The sequence below is a fragment of the Microvirga makkahensis genome, assembly GCF_009830105.1.
Lineage (GTDB): Bacteria > Pseudomonadota > Alphaproteobacteria > Rhizobiales > Beijerinckiaceae > Microvirga > Microvirga makkahensis.
The window spans coordinates 299,303-318,781 of the sequence record NZ_WURB01000002.1 but is presented as its reverse complement, the minus strand read 5'-3'; the positions used below and the strand labels follow the sequence as shown (position 1 = coordinate 318,781).

Genomic DNA, 19,479 nt, shown 5'->3' with positions numbered 1-19,479 from the left:
CGATGCTTAACCCAATCTTTCAGGAGATGATCGTGACAGAACTGACACGCCGTAGCGCCCTTTACATGCCCGGGTCGAACGCCCGCGCTCTCGAAAAAGCCCGTGAGATCCCGGCTGACGCCCTGATCTTCGACCTTGAGGATGCCGTTGCGCCGGACGCTAAGGCGCAGGCTCGCAGCCAGGTATGCGAGGCCGTGAAGACGCGAAACTATTCTGGCCGCGAGATTGTCATCCGCATCAATGCGCTTTCCACGCCCTGGGGTGCCGATGACCTTGCGGCGGCCTGCGCGGCCTGTCCCGATGCAATCCTCATTCCCAAGGTGGAGGCGCCGGACGACATCGTGGCTGTGGCGCGGCGGATGGACGAGCAGGCCGCGCCGGAGACCACCCGGATCTGGGCTATGATGGAAACCCCGCGGGCCATGCTGAACACACTTGCCATCGCCGATACCGCGCGAGGCGAGGGCGGCCGTCTCGCCCTGTTCGTGATGGGCACCAATGATCTTGCCAAGGACACCCGCGTCAGGTTGAGCAAGGACCGTTCGGCGATGCTGCCCTGGCTCATGAACTGCATCGCCGCCGCCCGCGCCAATGGTTTGGCGATCCTCGACGGCGTGTACAACAATCTTGAGGACATCGAGGGCTTCAGCCGCGAATGCGAGCAGGGGCGGGATCTCGGCATGGATGGAAAGACCCTGATCCATCCGAAGCAGGTGGAGCCCTGCAACAGGATCTTCTCGCCTTCCGAGGCGGAAGTGGCCTGGGCCGAATCCGTCAAAGCTGCCTTCGATGATCCGGCCCAGGCCAGCGCCGGCGTCGTCAAGGTCAACGGGCAGATGGTCGAGCGGCTGCATCTCGATATCGCACGCCGTATCCTCACCGTCAGCGCCCGGAACAGGGAAGCATCGTCCGCTCGGGAGCATCGAAATGGCTGATCGCGAATTGTCGGGCCGCGTTGCCATCGTCACCGGAGCCGCGAAGAATATCGGACGCGCCATCGCGCTGGCGCTGGCCGAGGGCGGCGCGTCCGTCATGATCGCAGCCAAAGGCTCCCGGGTCGAAGCCGAGGAAACCGCCGCCATGATCCGGTCGGGCGGTGGAAGAGCTGCCGTGCATTTGGCCGACCTTACGGATCCCGAAGCCGCAAAGATGCTGGTGGAGGCCTGCATCGGGCATTTCGGATCGCTCGATATTCTGGTGAACAACGCAGCCCTCCGCTCGGACAATCCAGTATCCCAAATCGGATACGATGAGTGGCGGCGGGTGGTGTCGAGCATTCTCGACGTGTCGTTCCTGTGCTCGCAGGCGGCTTTGCCTCATCTGCGCCAAAGCGATGCGGCCTCGATCATCATGATGGGCGGAGTTGCGGCGCATGCGGGAGTGACCCACCGCGCCCATGTGGCTGCCGCGAAAGCAGGAGTTGCGGGTCTAACCCGAGCCCTGGCCGCCGAACTTGCCGCCTCGGGGATCACGGTCAATTGCATCTCGCCGGGCTATATCGAGACTGCCCGCGCGGGCGCCGTGCCCGAGCACTTCCGCACCCGGCCGGTTCCCCTCGGCCGTCCAGGCAGACCTGATGAGATTGCCGGAATGGCCCGCTTTCTAGCAGGGCCCTCCACCCGTTTCATGACCGGCCAGATCATCCATGTGAACGGTGGATGGCATATGGGAGGCTGATAATTTGGGTCCGCAGCCGCCTTAGCGGCCCTGTCGGGCATCTCCTGACAGCCTTCCAGGAATAGCCGGATTCCCGGACGTCATTTAACCGATTGGCTGCAAAATAAATGGTTGCATCAATCGCAACTACTCTTCATGATCCGGGTACGACACTAGGGGAAGGCGTCTGTTAATTTCGATAAGCGGGACGGTGCACCGAGGATCTGCACCGTAAAGCAGGGTTCTTCCCGCACATGCATCAGGAGGACCCCAAGAGCAACGAGCCGGCAGACAAGCAGGCCTCCAGAAAAAAGCCAAGTGGAGGAAACCATCATGTTGCTTCGTTTTATTTCCGCAGCAAGTCTCGCCGTCGCCGTCATAGCGAATTCGGCGGCAGCGAGAGCGGAATATCCTGAACGGCCTATCAGCTACATTCTGCACGTTTCCCCCGGCGGGGCGACAGATATCATGGCGCGCAAGCTCGCCACGCTGCTGGAGAAGTCTCTCGGGGTTCCGCTGCCGGTCGAGAACAAAGCCGGTGGACGTGGCGCGGCGCAGCTGGCCGACCTGAAGAAGGCCAAGCCGGATGGATACACGATCGCGTCGGTGACGAGCACGCATATTGGAGCCTTCAATCAGACGCTCAAGCAATACAATGTCGACAGCTTCGACTGGATCGCGCGACTGGTGAACGAGCCTTACCTCGTTGTGGTCCGCAACGACAGCAAGTTGAAGACGATGAAGGATCTCGTCGACACTGCCAACGCCAAGCCGGGTAGCGTGGTGATGGCGGGCTTCGTGCGCGGCTCGGGCGGTCACTTCGCTTGGGAGATCATGGCCAAGGCGGCCAACCTCGATTCGGGCAAGGTGCGTTGGGTGCCCTTCGACAGCGTGGGCGACGCTGTGACGTCTGTGCTGGGTGGCCATTCGGAAGTGGCCATCGCCTATGTGGACCTCGTCAAGAACCATGTAACGGCCGGCAATATGCGCGTGATCGGAGTGATGGCCGACGAGCGGGTGCCTCAGCTTCCCGATGCTCCGACCCTGGCCGAGCAGGGCTACAAGGCGGATACGTCTTGGCAGCAGATGCGTGGCGTCATTGGGCCGAAGGGCATGCCCGATGAGATCAAGGAGAAGCTCGCGAACGCCATCAAGCAGGCGCTTGAGGCGCCGGACATGAAGACTTACATCAACGAATCCTCGCTCGTTCCCGCGTTCCTTGGCCCTAAGGAGTTCACCGAATATGCCAAGCAGCAGGACGCATTGACCAAGCAATGGATGCAGATTCTCTCACTGGAACGATGAACCCAACCGTGGGAGACAAAGCCATGTCCATGAATTTGGCTGATGACCGCACGCACGAGAATACGCTGCCCCCGGCGACGGAAGTCACCATCAGGTCCGAGCTTGGCGACATCGTCGCCGGGCTCGGGCTCGCGGGTGTCGCCGTGTGGTTCCTGGTCGAGGCGAGTGCTCTGCCGGACTACTCGGGCACCGCCATCGGCGCGGCCGATTTCCCCAAGGGGTTGGCCATTCTTCTGCTCCTTGGTTCGCTTGGTCTCCTCGGTGGGGCTGTGTGGCGCTTGGCGACTGGCCAAGCCGGTGAATCGTCCACGATTCGCCGGCCTCTCCACGTGCTGATTGGCGTTCTTTTACTTGTCGCTTTCCCGCTCATGATGTCCTACGCCGGCTACTATCTCGCGATGGGAATCTTCCTCACCGCCCTTCTTTATATCGCTGGCATCACACGGCCGCTTCTCGTCTTCGGTTGCGTGGCCGGCTTTCTCCTGTTCACCAAGATCATCTTCGAGATGATCCTGCAAACCCCGCTCTCGTGAGAGGTCATCAATGATCGAAGGATTCACGGCTGGGCTGGCGGCGTTCTCCTCTTGGCAGGTCGTTGCGGGTCTCTTCGCCGGCGTTTTCGTCGGCTATCTCGTTGGAGCGCTGCCCGGCCTCTCGGCCGGGGTCGGCATGGCCCTGCTCATTCCCTTCACATTCGGCCTCGATCCTGTGGTATCGGTGGTCATGCTGATCGCCGTCTACATGGCCTCCGAGTACTCGGGTGCCATCCCGGCCATTCTCGTCAACACGCCGGGCGAACCGTCCGCGGCAATCACCGCTCTCGACGGATATCCGATGCGGAGGCGAGGCGAGGCGGGCCACGCGCTCACCCTGTCCATCCTGGGTTCTGCCTTCGGGTCCGTTCTGAGCACGATCCTTCTCATCTTCTCCGTCAGCTGGATGACCAAATTCGCGCTTGCATTCGGACCTGCGGAATACTTTGCGCTCGCGGTTCTCGGGCTGAGTCTCATCTCAACCTTGTCCGGGAATTCCATCATCCGCGGGTTCATTGCGCTCCTGTTCGGTCTGCTTCTGACCACGATCGGCACGGACCCGGTCGATGGGCTGCCGCGCTTCGTTTTCGACGACGGCTTCCTCAGCGGAGTTCCGTTTGTATCGGCTCTGATCGGCCTGTTTGCCTTGTCCGAGGTGCTGCGCATGCTCGAGACGACCGATGAACCTGCCACGCCGATGCGGGACATTCCCGGCGTTTCCGGTCAGCTCGGTCTGATGAAGCCTCACATGGGCAACATGGTTCGCAGCACCTTCATCGGCTACATCGTCGGCGTCATTCCTGGTGCCGGCGCAACCATCGCATCGATCGTCGCTTACACGGTGCAGAAGCGCCTCTCGAAAAATCCGGACAGCTTCGGCAGCGGCAACCCCGAGGGCGTAGTAGCCGCGGAGACTTCGAACAACGCCTGCATGCCGGGCGCGTTGGCGCCCATGCTGGCGCTTGGCATCCCGGGCAAGGCCAGCACCGCCGTGCTCATCGGCGCGCTGGCGATCCACGGTGTCGCGCCCGGGCCGCTGATCTTCAGCCAGCATCCCGAGATTCCTTACTCTATCTACATCTCGCTTCTCGTGGGCATGCCCTTCATGGTCCTGCTCGGCCTCTATGGTACCCGGCTCTGGGTCCGTCTGACGCAGATTCCGCGCGGCGTGATCGCCGCGATCGTCTGCGCGGTCTGTCTTCTAGGTACCTTCTCGGAGTCGAAGGACATCTTCTCGATCTGGGTCGCCATCGGTTTCGGCATCGTCGGCTATGGTCTGTCCAAGGTGCATATAGAGCCAGCCCCGATCATTCTCGCTCTCGTTCTCGGCTATATGATGGAATCGAACTTCCGCCGCGCTCTCGTGATGTCGGGCGACGAGATGACGGTATTCGTCTCCCAGCCGATCTCGGCTGTCTGTCTGGCCATTTCGCTGGTGGTGTTCGTCTTGCCGCTGATCCAGACTGTGCGCCGACGCCGAAGGACCAGTGTGGAGGCGGCCGGCTATCCCAGCAAGGCAGTGTAGCGAGTGATTGCCAACCATGACAGGCGGCCCGCCGCCGGGCAGCCAAGAGATCGAGCCGATGCTAGATGCGAACGACTTTCTTTTCACGAGTGAATCCGTCTCGGAGGGGCATCCCGACAAGGTCTGCGACCAGATCTCCGATGCCATCCTGGATGCCTATCTCCGTGCGGATCCGGACTCCCGGGTGGGCCTTGAGACCCTTTGCACGAAAAACACGGTTGTGCTCGCTGGCGAAGTTCGCAGTGCCGCGCAGCTGGATTCCGAGACACTCAAGGACATTGCCCGGCGTACAGTGCGGAGCATCGGCTACGACTTTCCGGGATTCGACTGGCGGAGTATCGACATTTCCGTCCTCGTCCACAGCCAGTCTCCGGATATTGCCAGGGGGGTGGACGCAGGCGACCGCCGCAGCGAGGGCGCAGGCGACCAGGGCATGATGTTCGGCTATGCCTGCGATGAGACGCCCGAGCTGATGCCGGCTCCGATCGTTCTCGCACACCAGATCCTTCGGAATCTGGCGGCCGCTCGCAAGTCCGGTCGCGCTGCCGGTCTCCTGCCCGACGCGAAATCCCAGGTCACGGTTCGCTACGAGCGCGGCAAACCTGTAGGCGTGGACACGGTCGTGGTGTCGACCCATCATCGACCAGACCTGTCCCAGAACGACGTGCGGGAGCTCGTGTTGGCTGTTCTTGATGACACTGTCCGCCAAAGATGGGAGGAAGGAGCCGAGCGCGTTCTGATCAATCCGACCGGGCGTTTCGTCGTCGGCGGCCCCGAGAGCGACACCGGCCTGACCGGCCGCAAGATCATCGTAGACACTTATGGCGGCGCAGCTCTGCATGGCGGCGGCGCCTTCTCCGGGAAGGATCCGACCAAGGTTGATCGCTCCGGGGCCTACGCGGCCCGGCATTTGGCCAAGAATGTGGTCGCGGCGGGCCTCGCGGACCGGTGCCTCATTCAAATCTCCTACGCAATCGGCGTTCCCGAGCCTGTCTCGATCTATGTTCAGGCTGAGGGCTCTGACCCTATTCCGAGCGAGCGGATTGGCAAGGTGATCCGGGAGAACGTAGATCTTACGCCACGGGGCATCATCGACCGCCTGCAATTGGCCCGTCCGATCTACCAGCCGACTGCCACCTATGGGCACTTCGGGAGGGCAGGGGACGAGAATGGCTCGTTTCCATGGGAACGGCTGGATCTCGTCGATCTTCTCAGGCGAGCGATCTGACGATCCACAACAAAGCATCACGAACGATAGGTACGATAATGTCGAAAGCCGCCGCGACAACCCAAGACTCGGCAGAGGGAGTCGTGAGCACGATGCGCAGCCTCGGCCCGGGCATCGCCCTCTCGGCTGCGGTGGCCACAAGCTCGTATTTTGCAGAGCCTGTGTTCGCGGGAGCCCTCAAGGGAGTGACAGGCTGGTCGTATACGCTGCCGGCCATTGTAATCGCCCTGATCGTCGGAATCGCCCTCAACGGCCTCGCATCACGCCCTACGCTCCAGCCAGGCATCGCTTGGTGCGTTAAGAAGCTCCTGCGTATCGCTATCGGCCTGCTCGGGGTTCGCATTGCTTTGAGCGATATCATTGAACTCGGCCTCTCATCCGCGCTCCTGATGATGGCTGCCATGGCGCTGACGATCACCGCCGGCGTTTACTTGGCGCGGTGGTTCAAGGTCGGCGACGGCTATGGAGTGCTTGCGGGCGCCGCCACGGCTGTTTGCGGAGCATCGGCGACGCTCGCGACAGCAACCGTGGTGCCTTCCTATCCGCAGAAAGGAGCAGATGTGGCGTTCACGGTCGTAGCGGCCAACGCCGTCTCGACCCTTGTCATGATCCTCTATCCGCCGTTGTGCGTTCTGCTCGGTCTGGATGCCCAGAGGACTGGCATCATGCTCGGGGCCACAATTCACGACATGGCCCAAGTCGTCGGGGCCGGCTATGCAGTGTCCGAGCCTGTCGGCAACACTGCGGTGATCGTCAAGCTCTTTCGCGTGTTCCTGCTCCTTCCGGCCGTGCTCGCGATCGGCTGGTGGTTCACACGCAGCAACGCTCAGCACGCCGCAGCCAAAGTGCCCGTTCCGGTCTTCGCGCTAGCATTCCTCGGATTGAGTGTCGTCAACAGCATGATGCCGCTCGTCCCGGATCTCCAGCCTGTCTATGCGCCGATCAGGAGCACCCTCATCCAACTTTCCAGCTGGGGAATGCTGATCGCCATCGCGGCATTGGGGCTGAGTACCTCGTTGACCTCTCTCCTGCGCATCGGTTGGCGGCATATTGCCGTGTTTACGGGGACGACTCTCATCATCCTCATCACGGTGACAGCCGGGTTGTTTGTGGTTTAGAAGCTCTCCTCTACCTGTCGACGCCTCTCCTGCGCTTCGGTCGGCGCCGTCACAGGGCTTCTGGAAGAGTTGCGTGCGAACTTCTGGGCTTTTCATGGCTAGGTCAGGATCCTTCATCGGGGTTGCGCAGCCGGGATCCACAAACCGCGTTCACGCAGGAGAACGAAGCGGCGTTGTGAACACCACGACCTTCGGCTAGACGTTCCCTGCAAGGGAAGAAGAGAAAGAGCCTCGGCAGGTGAACTCGGGTGTTGAGATCGTCATCAGAAAGCTCACGGACACTTCGCGGTCCTGGATGCGGAGCTTTTCGCCTGCTCAGTTCGGATACGGACGGTTCCTTGCAGCCATAGTCCTTGGAACGTTTGGCGGATGGCTGTTCGCTCGTTTAGGCTTGCCCTTGCCATGGATGCTGGGCTCCATGACGGCATGCACGGTCGCAGCTGTCCTGCGAGTACCGATCGGGGCTCCCGCGATCATTCGCCCTCCGATGACCATGGTCATCGGGGTCATGCTGGGAACAGGTTTTACCTCGCAAACCATCGGAAACATCGCGACCTGGGGCCCGACCGTAATTGGTCTTGCGGGATTTGTTATCGTCAGCGGTGCTGTCTGTGTGACTTATTTCCGGCGCGTTGCCGGGTTCGATGTTCCAACAGCCTTCTTTGCGGGAATGCCGGGCGGTCTTGTCGAGATGGTGATCCTGGGCGAGACCAAGGGCGGCGATGCAGGTAAGATTGCTCTCGTCCACTCGGCCCGTGTGCTTCTCGTAGTCCTCACATTGCCATTCCTGATGCAGCTCATCAGCGGAGTTGCTCTTGGGGCGCGCCCTCAACTTGGTCTGTCAGTGTTGGATGCGCCGTGGACCAGTCACGCATGGCTCGCATCGAGCGTGGTCGCCGGTGCGATCATCGGCAAGATCCTGCGGCTGCCGGCCAGACTTCTCCTGGGTCCCATGCTGGTGAGCGCTGCTGTTCACATGCTCGGGTGGACGCACTTCGTGCCTTCCTACGAAATCGTCAACGTGGCTCAGGTCGTTCTTGGAACCACGATCGGATGCCGTTTCGCCGGAACATCGCCACGCGAAATCATACGTATTCTGGTCATATCGATAGGATCGACCTTCATTCTGCTGACGATCACTTTCCTTTTCGCCAGTGGGATCAGTTACGTTTCCACTTACGATTTTGTTCCTCTCACCCTGGCCTATTCGCCTGGCGGCTTGGCTGAGATGAGCCTCGTGGCCCTATCGTTGGGCATCGACGTGGCGTTCGTTGCCACTCATCACATCATTCGGGTTGTTCTTGTCATGGTCGGCGCTGGACCGGCATTCACGATCCTCAAGCACTCTTGAGCTGGAAGGCCGCTTAAGAGGATCGCCCTTGCTTCACGAAGCGGGCTTCTGATTGTCTCGCATACGTGCTGAGTCCCTGCAGTCTGCAGACGCTCAAAGAGGCAAGTTCTAAAGGTCGTTCACGGGGGCCCAGCGCTTCAAATGGTCCTCGACTGACTTCACACCGGCTATGTTCCCAGCGGCGACCCGGAGGGCGTTCCGCTCATCGTCTGTTCGGACGAGACCGAAAAGATGGACAGTTCCATCCTTGACCACGACGTTTGTCATCGAGAAGCGGAACCAAGGCTGCGCCCTGAGTTCCTCGGTGAGCCGTTCGCGAATGGCGCTGTCCTCAGCACTCACCGCTTTCTGGACATCGGCAGTCGCAAGTGCCTGGAGAAGGTTGCTTCGAGTCACGATACCGATCAGTTTGCCTTCATTCAGAACGGGAACGCGCTTGATCCTATGGCGCTCCATAAGCATAGCGATCTCGACAAGCGGCGTCGCTCCGTCGACTGTTATGACTTTCGCCGTCATGACATCCCGGGCCGTGCGACCGTGAATCTTCGCATAGTCCCGCGCCAACGCGCTGTCATCCGAGAATAGCGTGAGCCACCAGGACCTGCGTGGCTGACCGACGGCTTCGACATGCCTGATGAGATCTCCTTCGCTGACGATGCCTACGATGCGTTGTTCAGCGTCAACAACGGGCAGGCCGCTGATACGATGTGCATAAAGCAATTTCGCAATATCTTGAACGAGCGTCTCGGGCGACACGCTGATGACGTTGGTGGTCATCACATCGGCGGCGGTTAACATAGCATCCTCCCGTTCCAGATCGCGAGCGGCTGGAACAGCGTCCGCTTTGAGCGTCCGGTCACCTGCTGCGGCTATCTGAAAGCGGCAACCTGAATATAGGTATTTGCTTTGCGGCGCAGTGGCAAGCTTAGCAGTAGCAGGTCTCCAAGTCTGGACTTGCGGTCCAGCCATCCAGCAGGCTGAAAGAGAGCACAATGCGGCCCATCGCGTTTAGTGCGCGCGTCGGCCGGAATGGCTCACTGATTCATGGAATTTTCTTGCTAAAGGGAGTTCTGTGCCGGGTCATCGATCACATCTGATGACGTTGGCCCTCTCTAGGAGGGTCACGCTCTCTGGACCGTTCCTGTCTTACCACGCGTGATCATTCCGCAGCCTTGGGTAACGTGTTTTGATGGTCTTCTGCACGTCAGGAATATCGGCCAAGAGAAGCCGTATGAAACGTAGTGCGTTGAGAATGATCATGAGCGTCTGGCAACTTTAACAGGGTAAGAGGCGCGTGCCCTTTTCCAAAGCGGGGCTATAGATTCTTGCTGCAATGCGGCATGTCGATTTTTGCATATGGGGCATGCATTTGGATCATGATTTCGTGCCGTCGCCGTGCTGGAGGCGGGCAAGCATGGTAAAAGACGTTCAAACCCATTTGGCGGTTTGCGGGATCCTCCGAAGGTGTCGCAAAACCTAATAGGCGTTCTGCGTCAGCCCACTAAGCGGCAATTCTTGCGCAGCGACATGGAAGCGCCTCCCTGAACAGCCGCGCTCCTCGAATCGGCCAAGGTTAAGCAAAAGAGATGGTGGATTGGAGTAGTTGACCGGCAGGCGGTCAGGTGAACAGATCGATGTGCGGAAACTAGGTTATTGGAATAGATGCTCCTGCACTTCCATCATTTCTCACTCTGGTGTGGCGATACGCTCTGCTCCGGTGACAGCTGCCGCACCAGATACATTAGGCTTTCAGGAAAGGGCGTCTCCAATATTTCATTGTACTCGACTGCCAGTTGTTGGCCTAGCACGTCCAGAAGATCGACAAAGGCGATGGGACGGGGTGTGTACACCCCCCGACTCCATATGCTCTCATCTGCCAGCACGAGAGGGGCTCCTTCATCAGCTCGCGAGTTGTCTCCGGCGAGGACGGGCGCGAAACTCTGTTGCGGGATCTAGGCTTATGGACGATAGAACACGTCCCGCGACGTCCGTGATGGCAAGGCTCCAGCCTTCCCAGTCGTCTGAATCTCCTGGATTTTCCCGCTTCAAATCCTCAATCGCCTCCAGAGCGAGGCTTCTTGCGGTGGTAAGATCGGCAACGTCGACTCCGGTGTTGTCGACGATGATGTCATTTGCATTTACGAGATGAAAGAAGCAGTGCATCGGCGGGTGTTTGTCGATGGAAATTACGGAATAATGTCGGTAGGCCGCAGGCCTTTTATCACAACGATGCCCAGCAAGTGGGGTTTCGTCCTAGCATTCGAAATATTTCATCGTCCGTTGCGCTCGGAGTAAAATGTGCCCGCAAGGCTGACTGGTGATGTCAACCCGCGATATCGGAGATCAAAACGCTCTCGGGTTCTAGAAGGTCTTTGCAATGCTTTAGTTTTTAAATAGTGAACATTTGGCACGTCCGAACTTACATATGGCCGTCAACGCCGCAGGATTCGTATTCAAAGCGAGGTACTCGGGCAATAGCGTCTTAATGTAATGGAGATGCGTTCAGTGCCTGGGCAACCTCTCTGAATGAATTTCGCTCTATGGCATGGATATGATGGCTCAATCGGTCAATCTGAGCTAAAACTAATCCGCCGCGACCCTTTTCATCCTGTTGTCAGGCTTGAAAGTCTGCTGATTTACGGCAGTTCAACTCTAGTGGGTTACTACTTCAGAAGATGGGTTCATCCTTGTTTCGAAAGAGAGGAGTTTCCGAAGGCATTTCGGTTCTGGGCGTCGAGTATAGGCAGAGATGTCGGAGCTGAATGACATGATGTATCTGCGCGATCTAGCAAAGCTGACACCTGCCGGGGCTTGGGAGTGGGATTTCCTCTCCGGCGCCGTGACTTGGTCAGACGCGGTATTCAGGCTGTTGGGGTTGGAGCCCGGGTCGGTCCCGCCCTCATATGAATTTTTCGTCAGCCGAATTCATCCTGACGATCGACGAGCCGCAGAGGCGATAAGCTTCATGGCGCACTCCGGGCAGACGCTCAGCGCAGCATTCCGCATCATACGGCCCGACGACACTGTAAGGTGGGTGACCAGTCTGGGCGAGGCATTCCACGACGAGAGCGGAAAGCTGGCTTGGGCATCGGGGATGCTGATCGATGTCACAGATCTACGGGAAGCGCAGTTCGAACTGGCAACAAGGGAGGCTCGATACGAGGCGCTGGTAAGAGCAAACTCTCTCGGTCAGTGGCGCGCCAGTCCGGAAGGTGAGATCTTTGAGGCTGAATATTGGTGCGAATTCACTGGACAGAGCGAGGAGGAGGCGCGCAACTTTGGATGGCTTGATGCTATTCATCCCGAGGACGCCGATGCGGTGTCGGCGACTTGGCGTGATGCCATCAGGATCGGCTGCAGCACTCAATTCAGCTATCGCGCTCGTCACCGCACCGGTGAGTACCGTTGGCTCATCACGAAGATGGTCCCGATCAAAAACGCCGATGGATCCGTGCGTGAATGGGTCGGTTCAAGCGAAGACATTCATAGGTGGCGCGAAGCTCAAGAAGCTCTAAGGATCAACGAGGAACGTCTCCGTCTGGCACTTGAAGGGGCCCGCATGGCCACTTGGGACTATGATCATGAGAGGGGCCATATCACGCGTTCAGCTAACTCGACCGATATTCATGGGATGGGGTCGGGCCCGGCCAGCGAATTCTTCGCCCGTATACATCCCGACGACCGCTCATCGGTGAAGCGTGCACTAGAAGCCATGCTGGAGACAGGTTCTCGGTTGCAGATCCTGTATCGAATCATTGACCCAAACAGCAACCTCAAGTGGCTTTACTCGAGTGGAAGTCTCTTGCGGAGTGTACGTAAAGGCTCCAATCGCATCATTGGGGTGACGCTCGACATCACCTCGCAAAAGATGGCGGAGGGCCGCTGCAGGGAAACAGAGGCCGCTTACGAGAAGACAACGAGCGCTCTTCGCGAGCTGGAGGAACGGCATCGTGCTCTACAAGGGGTCGCGGGAGACATCGTTTGGTCTGCTGGTCCTGAAGGCAAGGTCGCAGACATGCCGGAATGGCGTGAATTCACGGGTCTGCGGATTGACCAGATCCGCGGCTGGGGTTGGCTGAACGCAATCCACCCGGCTGACCGCGAACGGACACGCGATAGCTTGGAACATGTCATAGATGAAAGGTCGTGCCAGGTATTCGAATGCCGCGTGCGTGACAGGGATGGAGCATACCATTGGATGAGAATGCGCATTGCTCCCGTCCTTGCTCAGGACGGTACATGCCGGGAATGGATCGGGGCATGTCACAAAATAAAGGTCGTGCTCCCAGAAAAGAGCAGGGTTTTGACGGATGCTCCTCGGGATACGAAGTGCCAGGATTCCGCGGCAGGTCGGCTCCTCCCCTGGCAAATACGGGCTGCTCGGGCCATTCTTGGATGGTCTGCGCGTGAGCTCGCCGAGGCATCGGGGGTTTCTGTATCAACGGTCCGCAGGATCGAAGAGGCGCAAAGCCACGATGCCCGCATGTTCGCCGCAGTTCGCAGTGCACTCGAACAAGCCGGAGTCGGGTTTTCGGTAACACCTGACGGGAGGAGAACCGTGGCACCTGTCCACGGGATTGACGAAAGGCCCGATACGAACCATCTATCTGCTGCCGGTTGAAATCATGGCAGTCATCGCCGTAGAGACGAGACAAGCTGGTCGCATTTCAAGGGCACGTCAGAACTGGCGTTTCTCCACGAAAATTCTGCTGCCTGTCGGAGCCGTAGTGGTTCTGGCAATAACTTTCACGGTGACTGCACTCTTCTGGGCCGCGCACGAAAGCAATTCCGTCTCTGCCGAGCGTCAGATTCGAATGGTGCGCCATGCGATCGGCAGCAGCGTCAGTAATCTCGTGAAGGAGCAACAGACGATCGCCATCTGGGATCAGGCCGTCCAGGAACTCAACAGCCCGACCACAAACTGGCAGTGGGTCGATGACGAGATTGGTACCTGGCTATATCGGCTGTTCGGCCATGACGAGGTCTATATCCTGACCCCCCATGACGAACCAGTCTATGCAATGGCGGAGGGAATTAGAGCTCCGGCCACCAAGTTCGAAGAGGCTCGCGCCAGTCTTCACCACATCATCGATAGTGTGCGCGGCCGGCAAGCCCACGAGATTGAAGAGGGCCTGGAAACCTTGGGAGGCGTAGCAGATGAGCGTGTCGAGGCTCACGCTCATTTTCTGGACTTGAACGGGCGGCCGGTTGTGGCCAGCGCGATGAAGTTCAAGCCGTCCACCGCGGTAGTGGTTCAACAATCCGGCTTGGAGTTCCTCATTGTCAGCATCCGCTATCTCGATGGCCGATTCCTTAAAGAGCTTTCCGAAGAGAACCTGATCGAGGCGCCACGGTTCTCCCGGACTGATACGGCATCGGGCAATGAGCAATCAGTTCCCCTGCACGCCGAGGACGGCTCGATCCTCTGCTACTTCGTGTGGTCGCCGGAACTTCCTGGAACAAGGATCCTGAGAATTCTCCTGCCTGCTGCGGTCATCGTCCTTGTCATGGTGGTTGCAGCGATGCTTCTGCTGACCCGGCGGCTTCGGCGTGCAACCCTCGAGCTTCAGGCAAGTGAAGCTCATGCGCAACATCTCGCGGCCCATGATGTGTTGACGGGCCTGCCGAACCGCGCGCTCTTTGAAGAGCGGATGGAACAAGCGCTTGTTCGCGTGAGACGAGGTGAAAAGCTAGCCGTGCTGTTGCTCGACCTCGACCGCTTCAAGCATGTCAACGATACGTTCGGTCATCAAGCGGGGGATGCGCTCATCAGGGAATTCGCTCGAAGGCTTTCAGGGCTGATCAGTGGCAGTGATACCATCGCGAGAGTCGGGGGGGACGAGTTTGCGATCCTCAAGGCCGAGGCTCGGTGCAGGAAGGATATCGAAGCCTTTTGCGCTAATATTCTCACCGCTGTGAGCCCCCCTTTCGATCTGCTGGGCCATCAGATGTTTGTTGGGCTCAGCATAGGGGTGTCTCTGGCTCCCGAGATGAGCATGGATCGAACTGAACTCATACGCAGGGCGGATATCGCGCTCTATCATGCGAAAAGCCAGGGAAGGAACCGCTATTGTATCTTTGGGCCTATCATGGATGAGACGATCAAATTGCGAAGCATGATCGAAGATGATCTTCGTAGGGCTCTCCTATCGAAAGACCAATTGATGGTCTATTTCCAACCCTTGATCTCTGGTGTCGACGAGAGGGTCGTCGGCCTTGAGGCATTGGTGAGATGGGAGCATCCGACCCGAGGCCTTATCCCTCCATCTCAATTCATCCCTATTGCGGAGGATGAAGGCTTGATCTTGGAGCTGGGAGAGTGGGTTTTTCGGGAGGCCTGCGCTGCATCCCGCCGATGGTCGGATCTTTCCATCGCCATCAATCTGTCACCGGTCCAGATCCGGTCGCGCGGATTCGCGGAGCGCTGCATCGAGATCGCACGAGAGTGCCAAGTTAATCCAACAAAGCTCGAGCTTGAGATTACAGAAGGTATTCTGCTGAAAGACGACAACGTAGTCTGCGACACCTTGAATGCATTGCGGGAATTCGGATTCCGTATCGCGCTCGACGATTTCGGGACAGGGTATTCAAGCCTGAGCTACTTGAAACAGTTCGCCGTCGACAAGATAAAAATCGACCGATCATTCGTTCAGAGCCTCGCCGGCACGGACTATCAGGAGGCTCTTGCGATAATTGAGGCTCTGGTTTCCTTGGGCCGCGCGATGGGCTTGGCCGTTTCGGTAGAGGGAGTGGAGACAAAGGAACAGGAACGGCTTCTCTTTGCTGCCGGTTGCCGGGAAATGCAGGGTTACCTGTTTTCACCAGCTTTGTCTCAAGAGCAGATTGCTGTCATGCTTTCGAGTCGTGGACGTTGAGGGTGCCTGTCTTGTCGAATCAGGAAATCTTCAGAACTCAGCCGATTGATCCCGTGCGCAGCGGATGGCGCTCCAGCCTTGCGCTCCTGGCTTGCCTTGGCGTCGCTTTCCTGGTTTCCGCGTGTACGGCGATGGGCGGGGGATTGCCATCGAGCTTCGGCAACTCCATGGCAGCGATCGAACTCCCTGCGACCGTCGAGCCATATCCCGATGATGAGGTGCTCCGCGCCGCGAAGGCCCACTTTGCCGAAGGGAATTATGGCCACGCGGCGCGCTACTATGAGCGGGCCGTAGAAGTAGAACCGACTGACGGGGAAGCATGGCTGGGGCTTGCAGCGTCCTATGACCGGGTCCGGCGCTTCGATCTCGCGGACCGGGCTTATTGGAGCGCCGCGCGTTATGTCGGGAACCGTCCCGAGTATTTCAACAATGTCGGATATTCCTACCTGCTACGTGGCGATATCCAAAAAGCCCGCAGCAATTTTCTGAAGGCGCTTGAGCTAGATCCCGACAATCTCACGCTTCTGAATAACCTGGAACTATTGCGGGACAGCGCCAGGAAAGCCGGGATGACTTAAATCATCTCTTGTCGAAGGCGGAATCTGCGGACCGTTCTGACGCGAGACGATCCGGCTGATGGCGTCAACAATGGTCTCTACTTGATACGGCTTGGCCACAAAATGGCTGTCGATCAGCTGCTTGGTGGGATCCTGGCACTCGTTCGTGGCGTAAATGATGCCGAGCCGTGGCTGGATATGGCGGGCGTGTTCCGCCAGTGCCCAGCCGTCAAGGGCGCCCGGCATGTTGATGTCGGTCAGAAGAATGTCGATCCCGATGCCAGCCTGGAGGATCGCGAGGGCTTCGTCGCCTGACTGGGTAGCCTCAACGATGTAGCCCCTGGCCTGCAATTGCTTTGTAAGGAGTTCCCGCAGGAATCTCTCATCCTCCGCGAAAAGGATCCGTATGGGGGAGGGGAGCGGCATAGCATTTCAATCCAGGTGGTCGTGCTCTGCTGGGGCACTGGTCGGCTCCCAAGTTTTCACAAGTCAAGAGCAGGGACTACCCGGGCAGGAGGCTTAGTCCATTGTTGCAGCTGACCGCCTGTTCGCGTGCATTAATGCACGCCAAGCATAGGGGGCGGTATGGGTTAATCCATCAGCCCGAATGGCCGCCCGAGGCAGGAGTGAGCAAATACCTGTCATCGGACTATCTCTGGCGAATCGATGCAATCATGACACTTTCCACATTATCGGCTCTCGTTGCCGGCCTCGTGTTCGTGGCTGGCATGGTAGGAGCTGGATTGATGGATCTCCTAACCATGAAGATCCGCAATTGGCTCGTTCTTACCCTCCTTGCGTTCTACGTTGTCCTGGCTCCCGCTGCGGGTCTTGATCCTGAAACTGTTGGGTGGAGCGTTGCAACGGCACTCGTGGTGCTAATTTGCGGGTTTCTGCTTTTCTCCCTCAACTGGATCGGCGGAGGCGATGCCAAGCTGGCCGCGGTCACCGCCCTCTGGCTCGGAGCCGAACGGACGCCGGATTATATAATGTATACGGCCCTGTTCGGAGGCGTGCTCTCCGTCATTCTTTTAAGCTTACGGAAGCTGGAGCTCCCTCTCAGCGGTCGGGCCTCGCCCTGGATGTCTCGCCTGTCCATGAATGAGACTGGCTTACCCTATGGCGTCGCCATGGCTCCAGCTGCGCTCCTCGTTCTTCCGCATACCATCTGGTTTGCATCTTTATCTGTATAAGCAGAGGTGTAACGATGCTTCGCATCTTCATTCTCGTCGGAGCGCTTGGCGCCGGCATTCTCGCAGCCTGGCTCGCCCTGTCGCTGCAATCGGGCGCCAGTCCGTCCGTCGCATCCGTACAGCCAGTGAAAGCTCCAACCGTTCAGGTTCTCGTCGCCACGGCTGAGCTTGCTCAGGGAGGTAAGCTCGTCAAGGCCCATTTGCGTTGGCAGCCCTGGCCGGAGGAGGCCATCAACCCTGGCTTCATCACGCAATCGGCAAAGCCGAATGCGGTAGAGGAACTGGATGGTGCAATCGTCCGGACACGCATCGTTTCGGGGGAGCCGATCCGGGAGGACAAGCTGCTCCAGGACGGCTCGAACCTGCTGGCAGCCAGTTTGAGCCCCGGCATGCGCGCCGTGGCAATCCGCGTCTCCCCTGAAAGCTCTGCCGGCGGCTTCATTCTACCGAACAGCCGCGTCGACGTGATTCATATCGCAAACCAGCAAGGGCAGCCTGAAGGGCAGATCAAGCTTGTCGGAGAAACGATCCTCAGAAACATCCGTGTGCTTGCGATCGATCAGAAGGTGGATGACGCAAAAGGGGAAGCAAGCGTCATCGGAAAGACCGCCACGCTGGAGCTGGATGCGGATCAGGCGGAGATCATTGCCGGTGCTCAGGCTTCTGGCATTCTGTCCCTCTCTCTCCGTTCGCTAGAGGACGGTGACGAAGTGCCGGCAAGTCCCACAGTCAAATCGCAGGCTACCAGTACGATACGCTTTTTCCGCGCCGGTCGCAGCGAGACCGTGACCATTCGCTAGAACGCTGCCGAGGAAGCAGTCAGACAGCAATCATCAGCAAGTATCCAGTGCGACTTCAAATGAAGAGTTCCATTCATAATCTTGTAGCCGAGGCCTCTCTGGACCAGCGCCGGGAGATTGCCGCGGTCCCCCGCGTCGTCATTCAGGCTTTCTGTGACAGTCCCGATGCGATGGAAGCGATCGAGCTGGCAGCGCAGGACCGGCTCATGGCCCGGGCCCGTGTGACGGTCCATTCGGGTGGAGCCGCTTCGGCTGTGCAGGCTCTGCAAAGTGAGCCCACCCCTTCCCTAATCGTGGTGGAAAGCCGAGATCCGGCAGAGGTTCTTCTTTCGCAACTGGATCGGCTGGCGGAGATTTGTGACGCAGGAACAAAAGTCCTGGTGATCGGACACACCAATGACGTTGCAATCTATCGGGAACTCGTAAGGCGGGGTGTCAGCGATTACATCATTGCACCTGTCGACCCTGTGACGGTGATCGCCGCTATTTCTGGCATCTATTCGGACGAAACCTCGGACAAGCTCGGACAGGTCTATGCCTTCACTGGTGCCAAAGGGGGAGTAGGCTCGTCGACAATAGCTCACAACGTGGGATGGATGATCGGGCACCGCTTTGGTCAGGACGTCATCTTGGCCGATATGGATTTGCCCTTCGGGACTGGGAGCCTCGATCTTAATCTGGATCCCGCCCAGGGAATCAACGAGGCCATCCAGGACGTCAACCGTCTCGACAGTGTGCTGCTCGACCGTCTGCTGACCAAGTATGACCATCATCTCAGCCTGCTTGCTGCCCCTGTGTCTCTCGAGAGGACATATGAGCTAAGCGGAGATGCGTTCGACCCGTTGCTCGATATTGCCCAGGCGAGCGCGCCCTTCACGGTGCTGGACATTCCCCATCTTTGGACGTCATGGGCTAAGAATGTGCTGACTCTGGCCGACCAGGTCGTCATTACGGCAGAGCCTGATTTGGCTAATCTCAGGAACGCCAAGAACATGGTCGGCTTTCTCAAGCAAGTGCGTCCGAATGATCCCCCGCCAAAGATCATTCTGAACCGGGTAGGCATGCCGAAACGTCCAGAAATCAAACCACGCGACTTTGCCGATGCCATAGGAATAGAGCCGATCGCCTGCGTTCCATTTGAGGCGCATCTGTTCGGAACCGCATCCAACAACGGACAGATGATCCCACAAGTTTCTGCTAAATCCGGCGTGTCGGATATCCTCGCCAGGGCTACGCAGGTCATCACGGGGCGAAAGGATACAAAACGGCAAAAGGGCGTACGCGGCCTCAGCCAACTCGTGGGGAAGTTCACCAGCAAGGTCAAGAACCAATGAGATG

General features: G+C 58.6%; 17 protein-coding genes. 14 read left to right on the top strand and 3 right to left on the bottom strand.

The window, feature by feature from the left end:
- The first annotated feature begins 32 nt into the window (after positions 1–32).
- The 8 genes from GR328_RS04405 (at position 33) to GR328_RS04370 (ending at position 8,716) form a co-directional block, all read left to right on the top strand.
- Complete coding sequence (locus GR328_RS04405) at positions 33–935, top strand: aldolase/citrate lyase family protein (RefSeq protein ID WP_160883301.1); 903 nt, start codon at positions 33–35, stop codon at positions 933–935.
- Positions 928–1,677: an SDR family NAD(P)-dependent oxidoreductase gene (locus GR328_RS04400; RefSeq protein ID WP_160883300.1), complete on the top strand. Its 750-nt coding sequence runs from the start codon at positions 928–930 to the stop codon at positions 1,675–1,677. Before GR328_RS04405 ends, GR328_RS04400 begins: the two co-directional genes overlap by 8 nt.
- A 312-nt stretch (positions 1,678–1,989) precedes the next feature.
- Positions 1,990–2,961, top strand: coding sequence for a Bug family tripartite tricarboxylate transporter substrate binding protein (locus GR328_RS04395; RefSeq protein ID WP_160883299.1), 972 nt, complete (start codon positions 1,990–1,992; stop codon positions 2,959–2,961).
- 23 nt (positions 2,962–2,984) lie between these two features.
- Positions 2,985–3,494 carry a tripartite tricarboxylate transporter TctB family protein gene (locus tag GR328_RS04390; protein ID WP_160883298.1) on the top strand — a complete coding sequence of 170 codons (510 nt, stop codon included), beginning with the start codon at positions 2,985–2,987 and terminating at the stop codon, positions 3,492–3,494.
- 10 nt (positions 3,495–3,504) lie between these two features.
- A complete protein-coding gene (locus GR328_RS04385) occupies positions 3,505–5,019 on the top strand; it encodes a tripartite tricarboxylate transporter permease (RefSeq protein WP_160883297.1) in 1,515 nt (504 codons plus the stop codon).
- 58 nt (positions 5,020–5,077) lie between these two features.
- Positions 5,078–6,247 (top strand): methionine adenosyltransferase, encoded by a 1,170-nt coding sequence (metK, locus tag GR328_RS04380; protein ID WP_160883296.1) that lies wholly within the window; start codon positions 5,078–5,080, stop codon positions 6,245–6,247.
- 92 nt (positions 6,248–6,339) lie between these two features.
- Entirely contained in the window at positions 6,340–7,365 is a 1,026-nt protein-coding gene (locus GR328_RS04375) for a YeiH family protein (RefSeq protein WP_246215696.1), read from the top strand.
- Positions 7,366–7,660: 295 nt separating this feature from the next.
- Positions 7,661–8,716, top strand: a complete 1,056-nt coding sequence (locus GR328_RS04370; protein ID WP_246215695.1) for an AbrB family transcriptional regulator — start codon at positions 7,661–7,663, stop codon at positions 8,714–8,716.
- A gap of 108 nt (positions 8,717–8,824) precedes the next feature.
- Here the strand turns inward: GR328_RS04370 and GR328_RS04365 are convergent, their stop codons facing one another.
- Entirely contained in the window at positions 8,825–9,514 is a 690-nt protein-coding gene (locus tag GR328_RS04365; protein ID WP_160883293.1) for a CBS domain-containing protein, read from the bottom strand.
- A 1,101-nt stretch (positions 9,515–10,615) separates the two neighbouring features.
- Positions 10,616–10,879, bottom strand: coding sequence for a DUF6894 family protein (locus GR328_RS28505; protein ID WP_425487007.1), 264 nt, complete (start codon positions 10,877–10,879; stop codon positions 10,616–10,618).
- A gap of 604 nt (positions 10,880–11,483) precedes the next feature.
- Between GR328_RS28505 and GR328_RS04360 the strand changes: the two genes are divergently transcribed.
- The 3 genes from GR328_RS04360 to GR328_RS04350 all read left to right on the top strand — a co-directional run bounded on the left by GR328_RS04360 (position 11,484) and on the right by GR328_RS04350 (position 16,169).
- Positions 11,484–13,337, top strand: coding sequence for a PAS domain-containing protein (locus GR328_RS04360; protein WP_160883292.1), 1,854 nt, complete (start codon positions 11,484–11,486; stop codon positions 13,335–13,337).
- A gap of 4 nt (positions 13,338–13,341) precedes the next feature.
- The gene (locus GR328_RS04355) at positions 13,342–15,591 is read left to right on the top strand and encodes a putative bifunctional diguanylate cyclase/phosphodiesterase (RefSeq protein ID WP_160883291.1); all 2,250 of its coding nucleotides are present in this window, start codon (positions 13,342–13,344) and stop codon (positions 15,589–15,591) included.
- 167 nt (positions 15,592–15,758) lie between these two features.
- Positions 15,759–16,169: a tetratricopeptide repeat protein gene (locus GR328_RS04350; protein WP_160883290.1), complete on the top strand. Its 411-nt coding sequence runs from the start codon at positions 15,759–15,761 to the stop codon at positions 16,167–16,169.
- Here GR328_RS04350 and GR328_RS04345 read toward each other — a convergent pair.
- Positions 16,131–16,574 carry a response regulator gene (locus GR328_RS04345; RefSeq protein WP_160883289.1) on the bottom strand — a complete coding sequence of 148 codons (444 nt, stop codon included), beginning with the start codon at positions 16,572–16,574 and terminating at the stop codon, positions 16,131–16,133. The genes GR328_RS04350 and GR328_RS04345 overlap by 39 nt on opposite strands.
- A gap of 101 nt (positions 16,575–16,675) precedes the next feature.
- Here GR328_RS04345 and GR328_RS04340 point away from each other — a divergent pair, with 101 nt between their 5' ends.
- Genes GR328_RS04340 through GR328_RS04330 form a run of 3 tightly spaced genes read left to right on the top strand, consistent with a single transcriptional unit; the run spans position 16,676 to position 19,475 of the window.
- Complete coding sequence (locus GR328_RS04340; protein WP_246215674.1) at positions 16,676–17,341, top strand: A24 family peptidase; 666 nt, start codon at positions 16,676–16,678, stop codon at positions 17,339–17,341.
- A 14-nt stretch (positions 17,342–17,355) separates the two neighbouring features.
- Positions 17,356–18,141, top strand: coding sequence for a Flp pilus assembly protein CpaB (gene cpaB, locus GR328_RS04335; RefSeq protein ID WP_160883288.1), 786 nt, complete (start codon positions 17,356–17,358; stop codon positions 18,139–18,141).
- A 59-nt stretch (positions 18,142–18,200) separates the two neighbouring features.
- Positions 18,201–19,475 (top strand): CpaE/TadZ family protein, encoded by a 1,275-nt coding sequence (locus tag GR328_RS04330; protein ID WP_160883287.1) that lies wholly within the window; start codon positions 18,201–18,203, stop codon positions 19,473–19,475.
- The last annotated feature ends 4 nt before the right edge of the window (positions 19,476–19,479 follow it).